The sequence below is a fragment of the Marinobacter sp. DUT-1 genome (assembly GCF_050379415.1).
In the GTDB taxonomy this organism is placed as follows: Bacteria; Pseudomonadota; Gammaproteobacteria; order Pseudomonadales; family Oleiphilaceae; genus Marinobacter.
On sequence record NZ_JBNRLS010000002.1, the window covers coordinates 850,536 to 866,684 of the forward strand.

Genomic DNA, 16,149 nt, shown 5'->3' on the forward strand with positions numbered 1-16,149 from the left:
GGCGCCGCCGGCCCGAATCAGTTGGTCAGTTGCTGGTCGATGACCAGCCGGACCGGATCAGCATCCTCGCCGGATACGACAACAGGCTCATCGACACTGCCCTGCCAATCACCGGCTTGGGCGGAAACACTGCCCGAGCGGCTCAGGCGGGCCGTGACCAGTACCTCATCAGCACTGGAGATTTTCGCCTGGGGTGACATGGAATTGCCATCATCCAGCCGCAGGGTGATCGGAAGGTTGCCGGCGGTCAGGCGCGCGACGGCCAGCGGCGGTCCACTCGAGTTACCGGCTTCGCGGGCAAACACGAACAAGGTCGTGTCCGCCGGCACCTGGCCCCGGAAAGCATCCGCCAGGGACACCTCGACGGTCACACCGGGACCACCCGCATCGGCGGGGGCCTGCACCTCAGGCGGTGTTTCGCCCAGACGGTTATAGGCTTCGTTGATGCCGCCCCGGATCGAGGCGATCTGGGGGTGGTCCGGCGCCACGGTCACGATCCGCTCCCAGTATTCAATGGCCTCGCGGTAATTCTGCTGACTGAAGGCATTGATCCCGAGCAGCCCCAGGGCGTTGACTTCGTCTGGATTCAGGGCACGGGCCTTGCGGATCGCCTCGGTGACGGCTTCCGTCATCGCGCCCTGACTGTCGAAGAACAGCGCCTGCGCCGACAGCCCCAGAGCGACCGCCTCTGCCTGATCGTTATCCTGCACCACCCTGGCGAGCTGACGGAATGCCCAGGCGGCCTCCTGGTACTGTTCCAGACGCATGTAACTCTGTCCCAGCATGGCCCAGCCATCGGGGTTGTCGGGGGCGGCCTCGAGCCTGTCCCGTAACTGCGCCACCAGATCTGTCATCTGTGCCTGACGGCCGGCATCGGTCTCTTGCATCTGTTGCATGGCAACATACTGTTCAACCCGATCCATGGCGCCCCATTCCTGGTAAAGGTAGTAGGCCGCACCGGGCAAAACCAGGACCGAGACAAGAGCCACCGCAATGGCACTCTTGCGGCCGGGCACTGCCAGACGGGGCTGCTCTGATTCAGGAACGTCATCGAGCATGGCACCTGCCAGTTCCTCTTTCAGCTGCCGGTAGTTGTCCTCATCCAGAATCCCGGCCTCGAACTCGTCATCGAGCTCTTTCATCCGGGTCCGGTAGGCCATCAGGTTCTGGTTACGGATATCCGCCCGGGCACGGGCGTCGGCGCGCTGGAACAGCACCGGGAAAAGCACAAAAGCCAGCGCGATAATGATCAGTACCGTCGCGGCAATCCAGAAAGTATCGGTCATGGAGATGTCGTCACTGCATTGGAAATGGATTCGATCGGTTCAGGCGAGCGCTCAGCGGTCGCGGGTCTCGTCCTGGCCTGCCAGGATCTGCTCGGCGCGGGCGCGCTCTTCCGCGCTCAGGCCGGTTGCCTGCCGTTCACTGCGCCGGGCACGGATAACCACGCCAGCGACAACAAGCAGGCCACAAAAGACAGCAATGGCCGGCGTCGCCCACAACAGGAAGGTGCGACTGTCCAGTTCCGGCTTGTACCGGACAAATTCGCCAAACCGTGCAACCAGCGCATCGACAATCTCCTCGTTGCTGGCACCGGCCTGCATCATCCGGTACACCTCGTTACGCATATCCTGGGAGATGGGTGCGTTGGAATCGGCGATATTCTGGTTCTGGCATTTCGGGCACCGAAGCTCGGCAATCAGGTTCTGATAACGCACTTCCTGTTCGCGGGTATCGAAATCATAGACAGCGGCGACTTCCGCCTGTGCCAGGCCTGCAGTCAGCACGAACAGGGTTGCGAGTACGAATCGCATCATCAGCTGTTACCCCGTGCTTCTTCGATCACCGGCAGCAACGTTTCTTCCCACACTTTCGGATTGACCACACCGACATGGCGGTAGCGGACCACGCCATCGGCATCAATCACGAAGGTCTCCGGAGCCCCGTAAACGCCCAGGTCGAAACCCAGGGTACCCTTGGGGTCATAGATGGTTGTTCGGTAGGGATCACCCAGGCGATCGAGCCAGACCAGGGCATCCTCGCGCTTGTCCTTGTAGTTCAGGCCGATAATGTTGATACCTTTCTCATTCGCCAGCCACATCAGGTCATCGTGCTCATCGCGACAGGACGGACACCAGGTCCCCCAGACATTGAGCAGGGAAACCTCGCCGCGGAACAGGCTGCGGTCCAGCGTCGCCTCCGGGTTCTGGAGATCCGCCAGGGAAAACTCGGGCACCGGCTTGCCAATCAGGGCGGACTCGAGTTTGGTCGGGTCCTTGCCGATGCCGGAAAACAGAACCACACCCAGTACCAGGGCCACCAGCAATGGCAGGAACAGCAGGAAGCGCTTCATGACAAGGCCTCCGCTTCACCTTTAACCCCACCAGCAGGCCGGGCGTTCTGCGGAACCCGCTCATCGGCGCGATCCCGGATACGGTAGCGCTTGTCGGATATGGCGAGGAAGCCACCGATCGCCATCACCAGGGCGCCGAGCCAGAGCCAGCGGACCAGGGGCTTGTATTGCAGGCGGATGGCCCAGGCTTCATCGGTGAGACGTTCACCGATTGCCACGAAGATATCCCGGAACAGGCCGGCGTCAATATCCGCCTCGGTCATGACGCTCATGCCCACACTGTACTGACGCTTTTCAGGATGCAATTCGGCAACCTTCTCGCCATCGAGCATCACATCGAAGCCACCATACTGGGCGGTAAAGTTCTGGCCACGACGCTCACCGATGTCAGTGAATACGAACTGGTAGTCGCCCACGGTGGCGACGTCGCCCGGGGTCATCCGGACATCCCGTTCAATGCCATAGTTTGAAACCACCGTGGCACCGGCCATCACCATGGCAAGCCCCAGATGCCCCAGCACCATCCCCCAGTAACTCCGGGATTGACGCGTCAAGCCGTGGAACCGGCCCTTGCGGGAAGATGACTTGTCCCAAAGGTCCCAGAAGGTGGCTACCGTGACCCACATGGCAGTAAAGACGCCGGCAAATGCCCATGGCTTGAATCCGCCATAACCGATGATCACCGCGGTGCTGGCCACAAGACTGATTGCAAGAGGCCAGAGCAGCTTACGGCCAAGCCAGCCGCCGTCGGTTTTCTTCCAGCGGGAAAAGATACCGGCACCCAGAAGCAGGCCGGCCGCCACCGCCAGCGGGCTGAAGGTGAGGTTGAAGAACGGCTCACCGATGGACAACTTGCCCAGTTCCAGGTAGTCCAGAACCAGCGGATACAGAGTCCCGATCGCCACCAGCAAGGTCGCTGACACCAGCAACACATTATTCAACAGGAGGAAGATTTCCCGGGACAGCGAACCATACCGGGCGCGCACGTGTACCACAGGGGCCCGGAAAGCATACAGCGCCAGACTGCCAATCATGGTTACCGCGAGCAACATGAGCAGGAACTTGCCGCGCTCCGGATCGGAAGCAAAGGCATGGACGGAGGTCAGCACGCCGGAACGCACCAGGAAAGTACCCAACAGGCTCAACGCAAACGTGACAATCGCCAGCAGCACGGTCCAGCTCTTGAACACGCCGCGTTTTTCAGTGACCGCCAGCGAATGCATCAACGCGGTACCGGACAGCCAGGGCAGCAGTGAAGCATTTTCCACCGGATCCCAGAACCACCAGCCGCCCCAGCCGAGTTCGTAGTAGGCCCACCAGCTGCCGAGCGCGATGCCAATAGACAGAAACGCCCAGGCCACGGTTGTCCAGGGCCGGGACCAGCGCGCCCAGGCGGCGTCCAACCGACCGTTGATCAGTGCCGCGATGGCAAAGGCAAACGCAACGGAGAAGCCGACATAGCCCATATACAGCATCGGCGGGTGCATGATCAGGCCGATGTCCTGGAGCAGCGGGTTGAGGTCAGCACCATCGGCCGGCACATTCGGGAGCAGTCGGTCGAAGGGGTTGGAAGTGACGATGATGAACAACAGGAAGCCGACAGCAACCATGCCCAGCACCGACAGCACCTGGGAAATCATCACCGTTGGCAGTCGGCGGCTGAAAATCGCCACTGCCATCGTCCAGCCTGACAGCATCAGGATCCACAGCAGCAGCGAGCCTTCGTGGCCACCCCAGACCGCACTGAACTTGTAGTACCAGGGCAGCATGCTGTTGCTGTTGTTGGCCACGTACGCGACCGAGAAATCGTCGGTCAGGAAAGCGTGGGTCAGCAGGCCGAATGCCAGGGCAATAAACACAAACATGCCCGACGACAATGGTCGGGCGAATGCCTGGAGGTTGTCCCGGCCGGTCACCGAACCGACCAGGGGCACGACGGAGAGGAGCACTGCCAGCAACAGCGCGAGAATCAGTGCAATCTGTCCGAGTTCCGGAAACATCAGAATCCCCTATTCAGGCTGGTAGGTTTGGATCAATACGACTGTGACTGGGCAGTCTCACCCGCCTTGTGTTGCCCCTTGGAGGCTTTCTCCAGGGCGTCGGCCACTTCCGGTGGCATGTAATTCTCATCATGCTTGGCCAGCACCTGATCCGCAACGAACCTGCCCTGCCCATCAAGTTTGCCCATAGCGACCACACCCTGACCTTCGGCGAACAGATCCGGGAGGATGCCGTTGTATTCTACCGGCACCGAGGAATTGAAATCAGTGACACGGAATTCCACCTTCAGGCTAGCCGGGTCACGGATCACCGAGCCCTCCTCAACCATGCCGCCGGCCCGGATGCGTACATCCTGTGGCGCCTCACCGGCAGCAATCTGCGACGGATCGTAGAACAGATTGATATTCTGCCGGAGAGCGTAGGTGGTCAGTGCCACGGCAACGCCGATACCAGCGAGGAGAAAGAGAACAATGGTCAGCCGTTTTTTACGGATCGGGTGCATGCTTAACCTGCTTGTCAGTCCTGGGAAACTTCAACTCGGGTGAACGTGGCGGCGGGTCGCGCTGCCCGCTGCCGGCCCTGGTCCTGGCGCTCATAATTCCTGCGGCAAGCTTCCATCATTACGCTGCGCCGGTGCCGCGACCAGACCATCAGTCCGACCATCAATACGAGAAACACACCGTAGCAGGTCCACACGTAGGGGCCGTGGCCTTCCATTGCAATAAACGCGGAGAGTGAATCAAACGCCATGGATCAGTGCCTCCCCGCCATTACCAGATCTTTTACCCACCGGGTCCGCTGTTCACGGGCGATGATCTCCGTCTGCATCCGGAGGCAGGCCAGCCAACCGAAAATCAGGTACAGCCCCAGTATCGATAACAGCAGGGGCACCCACATTTCCGCGGGCATGGAGGGCTTCTCCGTCAGCTTGAAGGTGGCGGGCTGATGCAACGTGTTCCACCATTCCACCGAGTATTTGATAATCGGAATATTCACCACACCCACCAGCACCAGCACGGCGACGGCGCGGGCAGCGGACTTTTCGTCATTGATGGCCCGATCCAGCGCGATCACCCCGCCATACAGAAACAGCAGGATCAGCATGGAGGTCAGCCGGGCATCCCAGATCCACCAGGTACCCCACGTGGGCTTGCCCCAGACCGCGCCGGTAAACAGAGCCAGGAACGTCAGTACCAGGCCGACCGGCGCTACGGCCTTGACAAACACATCGGCCAGCTTCATACGCCATACGAGGGTAACGACAGCTGCCACCGCCATCATGATGTAGACCGACTGGGCCAGAAACGCGGTCGGCACGTGAATGAAGATAATCCGGTAACTGTTGCCCTGAAGGTAATCCTTCGGAGCAAAAGCCAGGCCCCAGATCACGCCTGCCATCAGCAACAGCGCACCAGAAACCAGCAGCCAGGGCATCAGACGGGTCGCAATCCCGTAGAACCATTTGGGCGAGCCCAGCTTATGAAATAATTGCCACATCGATTGGTACCCGTTAACCAATTACCTTGTTTATTAGCTATTGGACATGCTGATTTTCAGTGCTGATGCCGAAGCAAACGGAGCCAGCGTCAGGGCCAGAACCAGGAAGGCCCCCATCAATGCCAGGTAGGCCCCGACCGGAGCCCCCTCGGATGCGGCCGCCACTGTCCCTGTCCCGAAAATCAGCACGGGAATGTACAGCGGAATGATCAACAGGGACAAGAGCACCCCTGCCGACCGCAATCCCAGGGTCAACGCCGCACCGATGGAGCCTATCAGACTCAACACCGGCGTACCGATCAGCAGCGTTAGACAAAGAATGCCGATAGAGTTCCCCGGCAGATGCACCATAATGCCCAGCACCGGCGTCAGGATCACCAGAGGCAGCCCGGTCAGCATCCAGTGCGCCAGCGTCTTCGCCAGTACCAGCAGGAACAGAGGCTGCGGCTGCAGTACCAACTGCTCCAGTGTCCCGTCGTCAAAGTCATGCCGGAACAGATGATCCAGGGACAACAACACCGACAAGAGAGCTGCTACCCACAGGATACCCGCTCCCGCCTCTCGCAGGAATGACACTTCCGGACTAACCCCGAGTGGGAACAGGGTTACCACCATCACGAAAAACAACAGCGGGTTGAGGAGATCCTGGCGTTGGCGGAAAGCCACCTGCATATCGCGCAGAAATACGGCTTTCATGGCGCCGGAAACACCGACACTGTCCCTGACCGGTTGCACACGAACGGGATTACTCGTCATCCGCCTGACCTCCCCCGAGTACGATGCGTTGCATACCGGGCAGTGCCAGATCATGGTGGGTTGTGACCACGACCGCACCGCCCTCCGCCGCGCGCTGCTGCAATAATGTCTCGATCGCCCTGACTCCGTCGGCATCGATCGCCGTGAATACCTCATCCAGCAACCACAGGGGCTCATCGGCAATAAGCAGCCGTGCCAGCGCGACCCGTCGCTGCTGGCCGGCGGACAGATTGCGGCACGGCACGTTCTGGTAACCCGCCAGCCCGGTCCCCTCCAGCGCCCGGGACAGCGCCTCATCAGAAACCGGGTGCCGGCCGGCCATCAGGGCCCGAAGATTTTCCATGGGGGTAAGCAGTGGTTTGATACCCGGCCGGTGGCCAAGATAAAGCATGTTGCGCAGGAAGCTCTCACGCTGCCCCGCCCTGGGCTGGCCGCACCAGTAAAGATCACCGGACCAGGCATCGTTCAGGCCGGCAAGGATACGCAGAAGGGTTGTCTTGCCCGAGCCGTTCGGGCCTTCAACGCGGGTAACGGTGCCCGGCAATACGGAGAAGGAAAGGTCACGGAATAATATCCGCTCATCCCGTTCACAATGGAGATTGACAGCCTGTAGTAACGGCTCAGACATCAGGGCCCCGAATCCAGGCGATGCGCGTTTTGCGGCACCGGGTGTATTCATGACTGACACGACGGGTGCAGACATCGTTAGCGGCAGGGATTGCCGGCGGCGCGTATTATAACCAAAGGTTTTCCGGATTACTCTTGCCGCGCATCAATTTGCCACATATGGTCGACACAGCCTGGCTACTGGATCAGCGAACGCAGCGCCCAGGCCTGCTTCCAGCTGTCCCCCTCCCGGGTGGCCACCGCCGTGTCGAAGTAATGCCGCAGACGCCTGCGATCCTCCGGCTGGTCCTTGAGCGCAGAACCGATGATGTGGTGCATCAACTGCTCCACCGTCATCGCGTCACCGCCGTAATACCAGGCGTTCAGGCTGGCGGCGTGGGCCACCGCCACCGCTTCCGCCGTGGACAGCGCGGCACCCGCCAGGCGATCGGTACTGCGACCGTCGAGGGTCTGGCCATTGCGCAGCTCATGGAACATGGTCACCAGTACCTCAAGCACCCGAGGGTCCGGCTCCACGGAAACACCGGCGGCGATATTGGCCTTGCGCACTTCCCTGACCACCACATCCAGTTCGTCAGCCAGGTTGCGGATCGGCCGGATCTCCTCGAAATCCATCCGGCGCTTGAGGGCGGCGCTCATGGCATGCACACCCTCATCGATGCTGTTGGAAGTGGCAACCACGTTGAAGCCCTCCCGCGCCAGAATGACGCCTTCATCTCCGGCCAGCTCCGGGATCACCACGACCCGATCCGAGAGCACTGACAGCAAGGCATCCTGCAACGCCTGGGGGCAGCGGGCAATCTCCTCGAACCGCACCAGGCGCCCTTCCATCATGCCCCGCAGCAGCGGGCTGGGCACCAGGGCCTTGAGACAGGGCCCTTCATTCTTGAGGATCGCCTCGTTCCAGCTGTACAAAAGCTGGCTGACCTGGCTGACCGCCCCGCCCTGGAGGGTCAGGGTGGAGCCGCCCGAGATTCCGGCCGCCAGCAGTTCGGACAACCACGATTTGGCCGTACCCGGCTCGCCCACCAAGAGGCAGCCCCGGCTGGTGCACAGGGAAATGATGATGCGGACCACCATCGCCCGGTCCGCCACGAACTTGCGCTCGATGCCGAGCTCATCGTCGCCCATGACAAACTTCTCCACCGCCCGGGGGGACATGCGCCATCCCGGTGGCACCGGCCCCTCGTCGAGGGCCGCGAGTTTCTCGAGCTCCGCGGCGTAGGTAACCTCGGCCGGCTCCCGCTGGGCGGCTTTCTTCTGGTGTGTAGCTTTGCTGGCTGTCATCGGGCACTCCTGCGGCCGCCACGAACTTCCGGTGCCATGCGTTCCCTCGGCAGGATACGCGGCAATTCAGACAGAGGAATCACCCCCTCAATTACATGATCCAGAGCACTGTCACGCATGGTGACCAGGCCGGCATCCAGGGCCCGCCAGCGCAGCTCACCAATGGGCGGCTGGCTGGAAATGGCGTTGCGGATGTCCGAATCCACCTCCATGTATTCAACAATCGCCACCCGCCCGTGGGTCCCCCGACCGTTGCACTTGTCACAGCCCTCACCCTCGAAGCAGCGGAAATCCGTCGGCGCACCCTCGGGGAAAAGTTCCGCGAGGATCGCAGGATCGGGTTCCGCCGGCTGACAGCAATGGCGGCAGATGCGCTTGGCCAGCCGCTGGGCGATCACCGCCAGCAACTCTCCGGCAATGGAGTTGGGGTGAACACCCAGGTCATAGAGGCGCTGCAGGGAATCAACCGCATCGTTACAGTGCAACGTGGATAACACCACGTGCCCCGTCTGAGACGCACGGATGGCCTCCAGGGCGGTTTCCTGGTCCCGGATCTCTCCCACCAGAATGACATCCGGGTCTTCCCGGACAAAGGCCCGCATGGCGTCGGCAAAGCCGAAACCGATTTCAGAGCGGACCCGGGTCTGCTGGATGTTGTCGATGGAATACTCGATCGGGTCCTCGACGGTGATCACTTTGCGCCGGCCATCATCTGCAAGGGTCTGCAGGCCCGCATACAGGGTGGTGGACTTGCCGGAACCGGTGGGACCAACCACCAGCACCAGACCCGCGGGGTTATCCAGCAGGCGCTGATAGCGGGCACCGATGGCTTTGGACATCCCCAGCTCGGCGATGGTCATGGCGCGCCCGGTCTGGGGCAGTAACCGGATAACAGCGTGCTCGCCATGCAGCGACGGCTGGGTCTGGATCCGGAGGTCATAGGAAGCCTCCCCCAGCTTCAGCTGGGATCGGCCACCCTGGGGCAGTCGATGCTCGGCAATGTTGAGCTCGGCCCGCAGCTTGATCACGTTGATTACGCCCCGCAATTCCCGGGGACTGAGCTGGTACTGGGGCAGGTCGTGCAGTTCGCCATCCACCCTCAGGCGGATCCGGACCCGGTCGCCGTATTGTTCGATATGGATGTCACTGGCTTTCTCGCTGACCGCATCCAGCAGGATCGCCTCATACACCGAGACCAGATAGGGGCTTACCTGCTTGTTGCCCCCATGCTCACCAAGTGCCCCGGTCGACTCGGTTTTTGAATCGTGGGTCTTTTCCCTGCCCGTGCCGTGGTCGGCCACGAACTGCTTGCCCTGGGCCGTCAGGTCGAGGGCGGACCATACCCTGCGGAAATCCGTCGGCGTGACCAGCAGGCATTCGATCACGGACTTCTGGGTCAGGCGCTCCAGCTGATCAGTGCGGGCATCGGGATCATCGGTGATAACGGTTATCTTGCCGTCGGCCTCGGCCACCGGAAGCAGTCGCGACAAGTCGAGGAAGGTCCGGGAGAATCGGCGGAACAGGGCCGGCTGCAGATCCGGCAACAGCTCGTCGGCCTCCTTGAATACCATGCCCCGCTGCTGGGCCAGGGTCCGGTACAGGTCGATCTCCTCGAGGTTCAGCTTGCGCCGCACCAGGTCAAGGACCCGCGAATTTGTCCTGGCCGCCTCAACCTTGGCGTCAGCCAGGACTTTTTCGTCGATGACGCCGAGGTCAATCAGGATCTGCTCAGCATTGCGGTTGAAATCCACCCAGCCGAGGGTGCGCATCCGGACCAGGCCGAATCCCTGTTTTTCAAACATCGCCAGACTGGGCACCGGCCCTGCCCTGCCCTCCAGGCAGATCAGCCGCCCCTGGTTCCGGAGGAATGGCAGCACCACATCACGCCGGGGCAGGAAGGTGCTGGAAAGCACCAGATCGCAAAGCACGTCCAGCTCGGGCGCACTCTCGATGTCGGCTACCACCACATCCACGTTGTGGTGGCCGAGCCGGAAGAACCGCTCCCGGGCAGCTTCGGCCACCACCGGGTTGCGCTCCACATAGATGACCCGATGCGCCAGTTCCGACAGCACGGCCGTCAGGTAGCCGGAGCCTCCGCCGACGTGCATTACAACCTGGTCCGGTTCGATTTCCGGTATCAGGGACAGGAGATGCCGGACGGTTTCCTCCCTGGGAATGGAGTGCCCGGTAATAGAGGGGGCAAGATCCGAGCAGGCAACAAACTCGTGGCGGGAAACGGCAAGCAGGGCCTCAGCGCCCCTCGGGTACAGTTTACTCATTAACAGCATCCATCAAGATCAGGTCTCGCTCGGGCTCAGACAAGCCGCTCCACAAAGAATTCCACATGACCACGGGGCGAGGACGGCAGCGGCCAGCTGTCCACTTTCTCCGCCAGGGCCTTGATGGCCAGCGAGGCCCGGGCCCGGGGATACGCCTCCACCACGGCACGCTGGCGCTGCACCGCCTTTCTGAACGCCTCGTCATGGGGCACCATGCCCACATACTCTAGCGCCACATCCAGAAACCTCTCGGTGACCCGGATCAGTTTTTCATAAAGCTGCCGGCCTTCCTGCTCGTTGCGAACCTGATTGGCGAGTACACGGAACCGGTTGATTCCGTAGTCACGGTTCATCAGCTTGACCAGGGCGTAGGTGTCGGTAATGGAGGTGGGCTCGTCACAGACCACCAGCAACAGTTCCTGTGCCGCCCGCAGAAAACTGACCACCGCTTCGGACACGCCGGAGGCGGTATCAATGATCAGCACATCGATCTCATTCCCCAGGTCGCTGAAGGCATTGATCAGGCCGGCATATTCCGCGGCCCCAAGCCGGGTCATACGCAGACTGCCGGAGGGAGCAGGAACGATGTGGATGCCGCCCGGCCCTTCCACCAGGACATCCCTGAGCCCGCACTCGCCCTCCAGAACGTCCTGCAAGGTGTGACCGGCAGTGAGCCCCAGCGACACATCGATATTGCCAAGGCCCAGGTCCCCGTCCAGAACCACCACCCGCCGGCCCCTTTCCGCCAGTGCAACGGCGAGATTCACTGAAATGCTGGTTTTACCCGTGCCACCCTTGCCGCCTGATACCGCAATAACCTGTACCGGATTTGCTGTTGTCATCGTAGCCATGACCTCTCGCCGCGCAGTCCGCAGAAAGTGCCATCTTATAGCATCACCACGGGGATTTCATGATACCTGACGCGCCTCTCCAGATACGGTATCCTTGCGCCATTTACGCGCAAATCCGTCAAACTTGACCCGATAATTCCAGACACACAGGTGACCCAATGCCAATCCACGAGGTACGACACCCCCTGATCCGCCACAAGCTTGGCCTGATGCGCCGCGCGGACATCAGCACCAAGAATTTTCGTGAACTGGCACAGGAAGTCGGTGCCCTGCTGACTTACGAAGCCACCAAGGATTTCAACCTTCAGGAAAAAACCATCGAAGGCTGGGCCGGCCCGGTGAACGTGGAGCAAATCCACGGCAAGAAGGTCACCATCGTCCCTATCCTGCGCGCCGGCCTGGGCATGCTGGATGGCGTTCTCAGCCTGATCCCGGTTGCCCGGGTCAGCGTGGTCGGCCAGATCCGTAACGAGGAAACCCTGGAAGCCAGCACCTACCTGGAAAAACTCGTGGGGGAGCTGGACCAGCGCATGGCCCTGATCGTGGATCCGATGCTCGCTACCGGTGGCTCCATGATATCCACCATCGATCTGCTCAAGAAGGCCGGCAGCACGGAAATCCGGGCCCTGGTGCTGGTGGCCGCGCCTGAGGGGATAGAAAAAGTCCTGGAGAAACACCCGGACGTTTCCATCTACACCGCGTCGGTGGATGAGCGCCTGAACGACAAGGGCTACATCCTGCCCGGCCTCGGGGATGCCGGCGACAAGATCTTCGGCACCAAGCAGAAGGACGTCTGAGCATGCAGGACCATACCAACGATCCGGTCTGGAAACAGGCCATCGCCGGTTCCCAGATGCTGCTGGTCGCCTTCGGCGCCCTGGTACTGATGCCGTTGATCACCGGCCTGGATCCCAACGTCGCGCTGTTCACCGCCGGCATCGGCACCCTGATTTTCCACGTCGTTACTGGCGGGCAGATCCCGATTTTCCTGGCCTCCTCCTTCGCCTTCATCGCCCCGATTATTGCCGCCAAGGGCAAGTTCGGACTGGAGCAGACCATGGGCGGTCTGATGGCTGCGGGGATCCTGTACATTCTCCTGAGTGCCGCGGTAAAGCTGCGCGGCACCGGCTTCGTCACCCGGTTGCTGCCGCCGGTGGTAATCGCGCCAGTGATCATGACCATTGGTCTGGGTCTGGCGCCCATTGCGGTAAACATGGCATCGGGACAGACCGGTGACGGCTCCGCAGAGCTGGTGCCCTACGACACTGCGATCTGGATTGCCATGATCTCTCTGGCGGTCACCATCATCATGACCCTCTGGGCCAAGGGCATCTTCCGCCTGATTCCGATCATGTTCGGTGTTGCTGTCGGCTACATCCTGTCCCTGTTCGCCGGTATCGTGGACATGACGCCGATACGGGAAGCACCCTGGTTTGCCGTACCCGACTTCGTGACCCCGGAGTTCGGCTGGAGCGCCATCCTGTTCATGATTCCAGTGGCCATTGCCCCGGCTATTGAACACATCGGCGATGTCCTGGCCATCGGCAACGTGACCCGCAAGAACTACCTGGAAAAACCGGGCCTGCATCGCACCCTGCTGGGGGATGGCCTGGCCACCAGCGCGGCCTCCATGCTGGGCGGCCCACCCAACACCACCTACTCCGAAGTAACCGGGGCGGTCATGCTGACCCGGAACTTCAATCCGAAAGTCATGTGGTGGGCAGCGGTCGTGGCCATCGTGCTGGCGTTTGTGGGCAAGTTCGGTGCGGCCCTGCAGACCATTCCGGTGCCGGTGATGGGCGGCATCCTGTGCCTGCTGTTCGGTTCCATCGCGGTGGTGGGCCTGAACACCCTGATCCGTCACCAGGTGGACCTGTCCGAGTCACGCAACCTGGTGATCGTCGGCGTGACCCTGGTGTTCGGCATCGGCAACATGGCACTTGGCCAACTGGAAGGGATCGCCCTGAGCGCGGTGGTGGCGGTTGCCCTCAACCTGGTCCTGCCGGGCAGCAGGGAGGCCTGGGGCAAGGCAATCTATGAGCACAAGGCCGACTGAGGCCTTCCGACCGGATACCGGTACCCTCGGGGGGCCGGTATCCGGAAACGGATCAGCGCACCAGGAACCCCTCCAACAAGCTGGTCACGGTCACAAACTCCTGCTCGATCGCCCCGACCAGCCGGGATGCCTCCACGAGATCCGGAACCTTGCCGGCTTCTTCCGCCTCCAGGCATAACTCCCCGAGCCGGGGGGCACCAATATTGATGCAACTGCCCTTCAGGCTGTGGGCGGTCCTGGCGAATGCATCGGCGTCGGCTGCCGCCAGTGCGGTTTTCAGGCTGGCTATGCGGTCCCGGGAGTCCACGATGTAGGTCTGGATCAGAACATCGAATTCATCCTCCATGACATCCTGAAGTTCCGCCAGAGCCTCTTCATCAAGGTGTTGTCTGTCTGTCATCACCATCCCCCTGGTGCGCTGAGAAATACCAATCATAAACGATTTCGACGTGGTTACCCTTGCCCCGGAATGTGATGTTTTTGCTCAGTCGTTTCAAGAGCAACAAACCACGACCGGCGTACCGGGGGCTGCTGTCCTCCCCGACCTCACCGGAAACAAGCGGATGATTCTGGAAATCGAACCCGGCACCGCTGTCCTCACAGACCACACGCAGGCGGCCGCCACCGGGTTTCCGGGTGTGATGCAGGCTGAACCGGATGTAATGGCCATCCACCCGGGCCAGCCTGGCTTGCCGCTCGGAGTAGTATCGGCCGAATCCCTCGGCACTGCGCTTCCACTCCGACGGCAACTGCAGGACCCCGTGCTCCAGGGCATTGTTGTAGAGCTCTGACAACAGGGTATAGATTTCCCCACCCCTTGTCCTCAAACCGGGTACCTCCAGGCAGATGTGGAGCAGCAACGGCAACGGACTGAAATCGCCAAGGGTGCGTTCCCGTATTTCATACTCGCACCGCCACTCGGTCGGGCCGGCGAGGGCCGAAGGCAATGCCTGCTCCGACACTTCGGGCACTTCTGGCTGATCCGTGATATCGAGGGCAACCAGAGTCAGGTCGTCGGACTCGGCGGCTTTGTCACTGAACTGACGCACCGCCGCCAGAACCGCATCGAACGGATGTCGGGGTGGCTTCAGCTGCTCAAGGCACCGCTGAATTCCGGCCAGCCCGAACAGTGCGCCTTGTTCATTGGCCGCCTCGAGTACGCCGTCGGTCATCACCAACAGCCTGTCGCCAGGGCGTACCTGGACAGCTTCCGCCACGCTCTCGAACTGTTCCGGGGGAAGAATCCCCAGGGGCAGGTGTCGCGATGGCAACAGCACCGGGTCGCCATCTGAACGGATCACCCACGCCTCCGGGAGCCCGCCGTTCCAGACCCTGAGCTGGCCCAGCTTGAAATCCGCCTCCACCATTGCGCCACAACAGAACATGCCGGTAGGCAGGATCAACTTGAGCTTCTGGTTGATCTCACGGAGCACATCAGCACCACTGAACCCCTTGCGCGCCATCCCGTAGAAAATCTCGGCCACCGGCATCGCACCAATGGCCGCAGGAAGGCCATGGCCGGTGAAATCACCCAGGAATATCAGCATGCCGCCCGCCGGCCGCGGCGAAGCAAACAGGACATCGCCGTTGAACACCGACAGTGGCGAGGCGTGGTAGCGTATGTTTGGCGAATCCAGACAGCCGGTGTGTGCCACATTGTCGAACACCCGCCTGGCGATGGCCTGCTCTTCCAGCAGTTGCCGGTTACGCTCGCTGATCTGCTCGTGCTGGCGCGAGAGGGTATCGTGCATCCGGCGCATGCGATTGAAGGCTTTGATCTTGGCCTCGATAATCACCCGGCTGTAGGGCTTGGTCAGGAAGTCGTCGCCGCCGGCTTCCAGGCATCGCGCCAGGTCTTCGGCATCGGAGAGAGAGGTCAGAAAAATGACCGGCACCAGGCGTTCACCGGCCAGGGCCTTGATGTGGCGCGCGGCCTCCATGCCATCCATCCGGGGCATCAAGGCGTCCAGAAGAACGATGTCCGGATTGTCCTCACGAAACTTCTGCACGGCCTCGAGTCCATCCGTTGCCTCGATCACCTCATGACCCAGGCGCTTGATGAGTGCCTGAAGGATCAGACGGTCCGTGTCACTGTCATCTGCAATCAGAATTCGCAGGCTGTGGTGGCTCACTTGATGGCAAAAAGCTGCTCAAAATTGGAAATGGAGAGAATCCGGCGAACGTCACTGTTGCAATTCTCGATCGAGATCCGGGCACTGTCGCCACCGGCGTGGTCCCGCAGTAGAAGCAGCATGCCCAGGGCCGAACTGTCCAGGTAGGTTGTGTCAGACAGATCGACAATGTAGTTGGTCACCTTGGGACCGGCATGCTCGTAGGAATCCCGGAACGCCTGGTGGGTGCTGAAGTCGAATCGGCCTTCAATCCGGATAACCAGCGTTTTGCCGTCCTCGGCGAGGCTCGTCTGTATCGGCATTCACAAAA

The 16,149-nt window shown here is 61.3% G+C and carries 17 protein-coding genes; 2 read left to right on the forward strand and 15 right to left on the reverse strand.

Translation table 11 applies throughout. From position 1 onward, the window contains the following. Positions 1–17: 17 nt before the first annotated feature. The 12 genes from ccmI to ACQUTG_RS09565 all read right to left on the reverse strand — a co-directional run bounded on the left by ccmI (position 18) and on the right by ACQUTG_RS09565 (position 11,642). A complete protein-coding gene (ccmI, locus tag ACQUTG_RS09510; RefSeq protein WP_428919156.1) occupies positions 18–1,286 on the reverse strand; it encodes a c-type cytochrome biogenesis protein CcmI in 1,269 nt (422 codons plus the stop codon). 51 nt (positions 1,287–1,337) lie between these two features. Next, positions 1,338–1,817, reverse strand: coding sequence for a cytochrome c-type biogenesis protein (locus ACQUTG_RS09515; RefSeq protein ID WP_428919157.1), 480 nt, complete (start codon positions 1,815–1,817; stop codon positions 1,338–1,340). After that, positions 1,817–2,353, reverse strand: a complete 537-nt coding sequence (locus ACQUTG_RS09520) for a DsbE family thiol:disulfide interchange protein (protein WP_428919158.1) — start codon at positions 2,351–2,353, stop codon at positions 1,817–1,819. The genes ACQUTG_RS09515 and ACQUTG_RS09520 overlap by 1 nt, the downstream gene beginning before the upstream one ends. Then, positions 2,350–4,353 carry a heme lyase CcmF/NrfE family subunit gene (locus ACQUTG_RS09525; RefSeq protein ID WP_428919159.1) on the reverse strand — a complete coding sequence of 668 codons (2,004 nt, stop codon included), beginning with the start codon at positions 4,351–4,353 and terminating at the stop codon, positions 2,350–2,352. The genes ACQUTG_RS09520 and ACQUTG_RS09525 overlap by 4 nt, the downstream gene beginning before the upstream one ends. A 32-nt stretch (positions 4,354–4,385) precedes the next feature. Then, complete coding sequence (gene ccmE / locus ACQUTG_RS09530) at positions 4,386–4,856, reverse strand: cytochrome c maturation protein CcmE (protein WP_428919160.1); 471 nt, start codon at positions 4,854–4,856, stop codon at positions 4,386–4,388. 14 nt (positions 4,857–4,870) lie between these two features. Then, positions 4,871–5,104, reverse strand: coding sequence for a heme exporter protein CcmD (gene ccmD / locus ACQUTG_RS09535; RefSeq protein WP_372985093.1), 234 nt, complete (start codon positions 5,102–5,104; stop codon positions 4,871–4,873). A 3-nt stretch (positions 5,105–5,107) separates the two neighbouring features. Continuing rightward, the gene (locus ACQUTG_RS09540) at positions 5,108–5,872 is read right to left on the reverse strand and encodes a heme ABC transporter permease (protein ID WP_428919161.1); all 765 of its coding nucleotides are present in this window, start codon (positions 5,870–5,872) and stop codon (positions 5,108–5,110) included. 12 nt (positions 5,873–5,884) lie between these two features. Further along, positions 5,885–6,607: a heme exporter protein CcmB gene (gene ccmB / locus ACQUTG_RS09545; protein WP_428919162.1), complete on the reverse strand. Its 723-nt coding sequence runs from the start codon at positions 6,605–6,607 to the stop codon at positions 5,885–5,887. After that, entirely contained in the window at positions 6,597–7,235 is a 639-nt protein-coding gene (ccmA, locus tag ACQUTG_RS09550; protein ID WP_428919163.1) for a cytochrome c biogenesis heme-transporting ATPase CcmA, read from the reverse strand. Before ccmA ends, ccmB begins: the two co-directional genes overlap by 11 nt. A gap of 176 nt (positions 7,236–7,411) precedes the next feature. Next, positions 7,412–8,521 carry an ATP-binding protein gene (locus ACQUTG_RS09555; protein ID WP_428919164.1) on the reverse strand — a complete coding sequence of 370 codons (1,110 nt, stop codon included), beginning with the start codon at positions 8,519–8,521 and terminating at the stop codon, positions 7,412–7,414. Continuing rightward, positions 8,518–10,800, reverse strand: a complete 2,283-nt coding sequence (locus ACQUTG_RS09560) for an ATPase, T2SS/T4P/T4SS family (protein ID WP_428919165.1) — start codon at positions 10,798–10,800, stop codon at positions 8,518–8,520. The genes ACQUTG_RS09555 and ACQUTG_RS09560 overlap by 4 nt, the downstream gene beginning before the upstream one ends. Positions 10,801–10,835: 35 nt before the next feature. Continuing rightward, positions 10,836–11,642, reverse strand: a complete 807-nt coding sequence (locus ACQUTG_RS09565) for a MinD/ParA family ATP-binding protein (RefSeq protein WP_428919267.1) — start codon at positions 11,640–11,642, stop codon at positions 10,836–10,838. A 167-nt stretch (positions 11,643–11,809) separates the two neighbouring features. Here ACQUTG_RS09565 and upp point away from each other — a divergent pair, with 167 nt between their 5' ends. Together upp and ACQUTG_RS09575 are read left to right on the forward strand one after the other, a co-directional pair. Continuing rightward, positions 11,810–12,448, forward strand: coding sequence for a uracil phosphoribosyltransferase (gene upp / locus ACQUTG_RS09570; RefSeq protein ID WP_372985086.1), 639 nt, complete (start codon positions 11,810–11,812; stop codon positions 12,446–12,448). Between the two features lie 2 nt (positions 12,449–12,450). Beyond that, positions 12,451–13,707 (forward strand): uracil-xanthine permease family protein, encoded by a 1,257-nt coding sequence (locus ACQUTG_RS09575; protein WP_428919166.1) that lies wholly within the window; start codon positions 12,451–12,453, stop codon positions 13,705–13,707. A 52-nt stretch (positions 13,708–13,759) separates the two neighbouring features. On the opposite strand, the gene ACQUTG_RS09580 is transcribed toward ACQUTG_RS09575, so the two are convergent. Genes ACQUTG_RS09580 through ACQUTG_RS09590 form a run of 3 tightly spaced genes read right to left on the reverse strand, consistent with a single transcriptional unit; the run spans position 13,760 to position 16,141 of the window. After that, on the reverse strand, positions 13,760–14,107 hold the full coding sequence (locus ACQUTG_RS09580; RefSeq protein WP_428919167.1) for an Hpt domain-containing protein: 348 nt from the start codon (positions 14,105–14,107) through the stop codon (positions 13,760–13,762). Continuing rightward, the gene (locus ACQUTG_RS09585; protein ID WP_428919168.1) at positions 14,085–15,839 is read right to left on the reverse strand and encodes a PP2C family protein-serine/threonine phosphatase; all 1,755 of its coding nucleotides are present in this window, start codon (positions 15,837–15,839) and stop codon (positions 14,085–14,087) included. The genes ACQUTG_RS09580 and ACQUTG_RS09585 overlap by 23 nt, the downstream gene beginning before the upstream one ends. Next, positions 15,836–16,141: an STAS domain-containing protein gene (locus tag ACQUTG_RS09590; RefSeq protein WP_428919169.1), complete on the reverse strand. Its 306-nt coding sequence runs from the start codon at positions 16,139–16,141 to the stop codon at positions 15,836–15,838. The genes ACQUTG_RS09585 and ACQUTG_RS09590 overlap by 4 nt, the downstream gene beginning before the upstream one ends. Positions 16,142–16,149 lie beyond the last annotated feature (8 nt).

Excerpts from the sequence above, each read along its gene's own strand:
- ccmI (WP_428919156.1), bottom strand. The coding sequence starts at position 1,286 with ATGACCGATACTTTCTGGATTGCCGCGACGGTACTGATCATTATCGCG.
- ACQUTG_RS09515 (WP_428919157.1), bottom strand. The coding sequence starts at position 1,817 with ATGATGCGATTCGTACTCGCAACCCTGTTCGTGCTGACTGCAGGCCTG.
- ACQUTG_RS09520 (WP_428919158.1), bottom strand. The coding sequence starts at position 2,353 with ATGAAGCGCTTCCTGCTGTTCCTGCCATTGCTGGTGGCCCTGGTACTG.
- ACQUTG_RS09525 (WP_428919159.1), bottom strand. The coding sequence starts at position 4,353 with ATGTTTCCGGAACTCGGACAGATTGCACTGATTCTCGCGCTGTTGCTG.
- ccmE (WP_428919160.1), bottom strand. The coding sequence starts at position 4,856 with ATGCACCCGATCCGTAAAAAACGGCTGACCATTGTTCTCTTTCTCCTC.
- ccmD (WP_372985093.1), bottom strand. The coding sequence starts at position 5,104 with ATGGCGTTTGATTCACTCTCCGCGTTTATTGCAATGGAAGGCCACGGC.
- ccmB (WP_428919162.1), bottom strand. The coding sequence starts at position 6,607 with ATGACGAGTAATCCCGTTCGTGTGCAACCGGTCAGGGACAGTGTCGGT.
- ccmA (WP_428919163.1), bottom strand. The coding sequence starts at position 7,235 with ATGTCTGAGCCGTTACTACAGGCTGTCAATCTCCATTGTGAACGGGAT.
- ACQUTG_RS09555 (WP_428919164.1), bottom strand. The coding sequence starts at position 8,521 with ATGACAGCCAGCAAAGCTACACACCAGAAGAAAGCCGCCCAGCGGGAG.
- ACQUTG_RS09560 (WP_428919165.1), bottom strand. The coding sequence starts at position 10,800 with ATGAGTAAACTGTACCCGAGGGGCGCTGAGGCCCTGCTTGCCGTTTCC.
- ACQUTG_RS09565 (WP_428919267.1), bottom strand. The coding sequence starts at position 11,642 with ATGACAACAGCAAATCCGGTACAGGTTATTGCGGTATCAGGCGGCAAG.
- upp (WP_372985086.1), top strand. The coding sequence starts at position 11,810 with ATGCCAATCCACGAGGTACGACACCCCCTGATCCGCCACAAGCTTGGC.
- ACQUTG_RS09575 (WP_428919166.1), top strand. The coding sequence starts at position 12,451 with ATGCAGGACCATACCAACGATCCGGTCTGGAAACAGGCCATCGCCGGT.
- ACQUTG_RS09580 (WP_428919167.1), bottom strand. The coding sequence starts at position 14,107 with ATGACAGACAGACAACACCTTGATGAAGAGGCTCTGGCGGAACTTCAG.
- ACQUTG_RS09590 (WP_428919169.1), bottom strand. The coding sequence starts at position 16,141 with ATGCCGATACAGACGAGCCTCGCCGAGGACGGCAAAACGCTGGTTATC.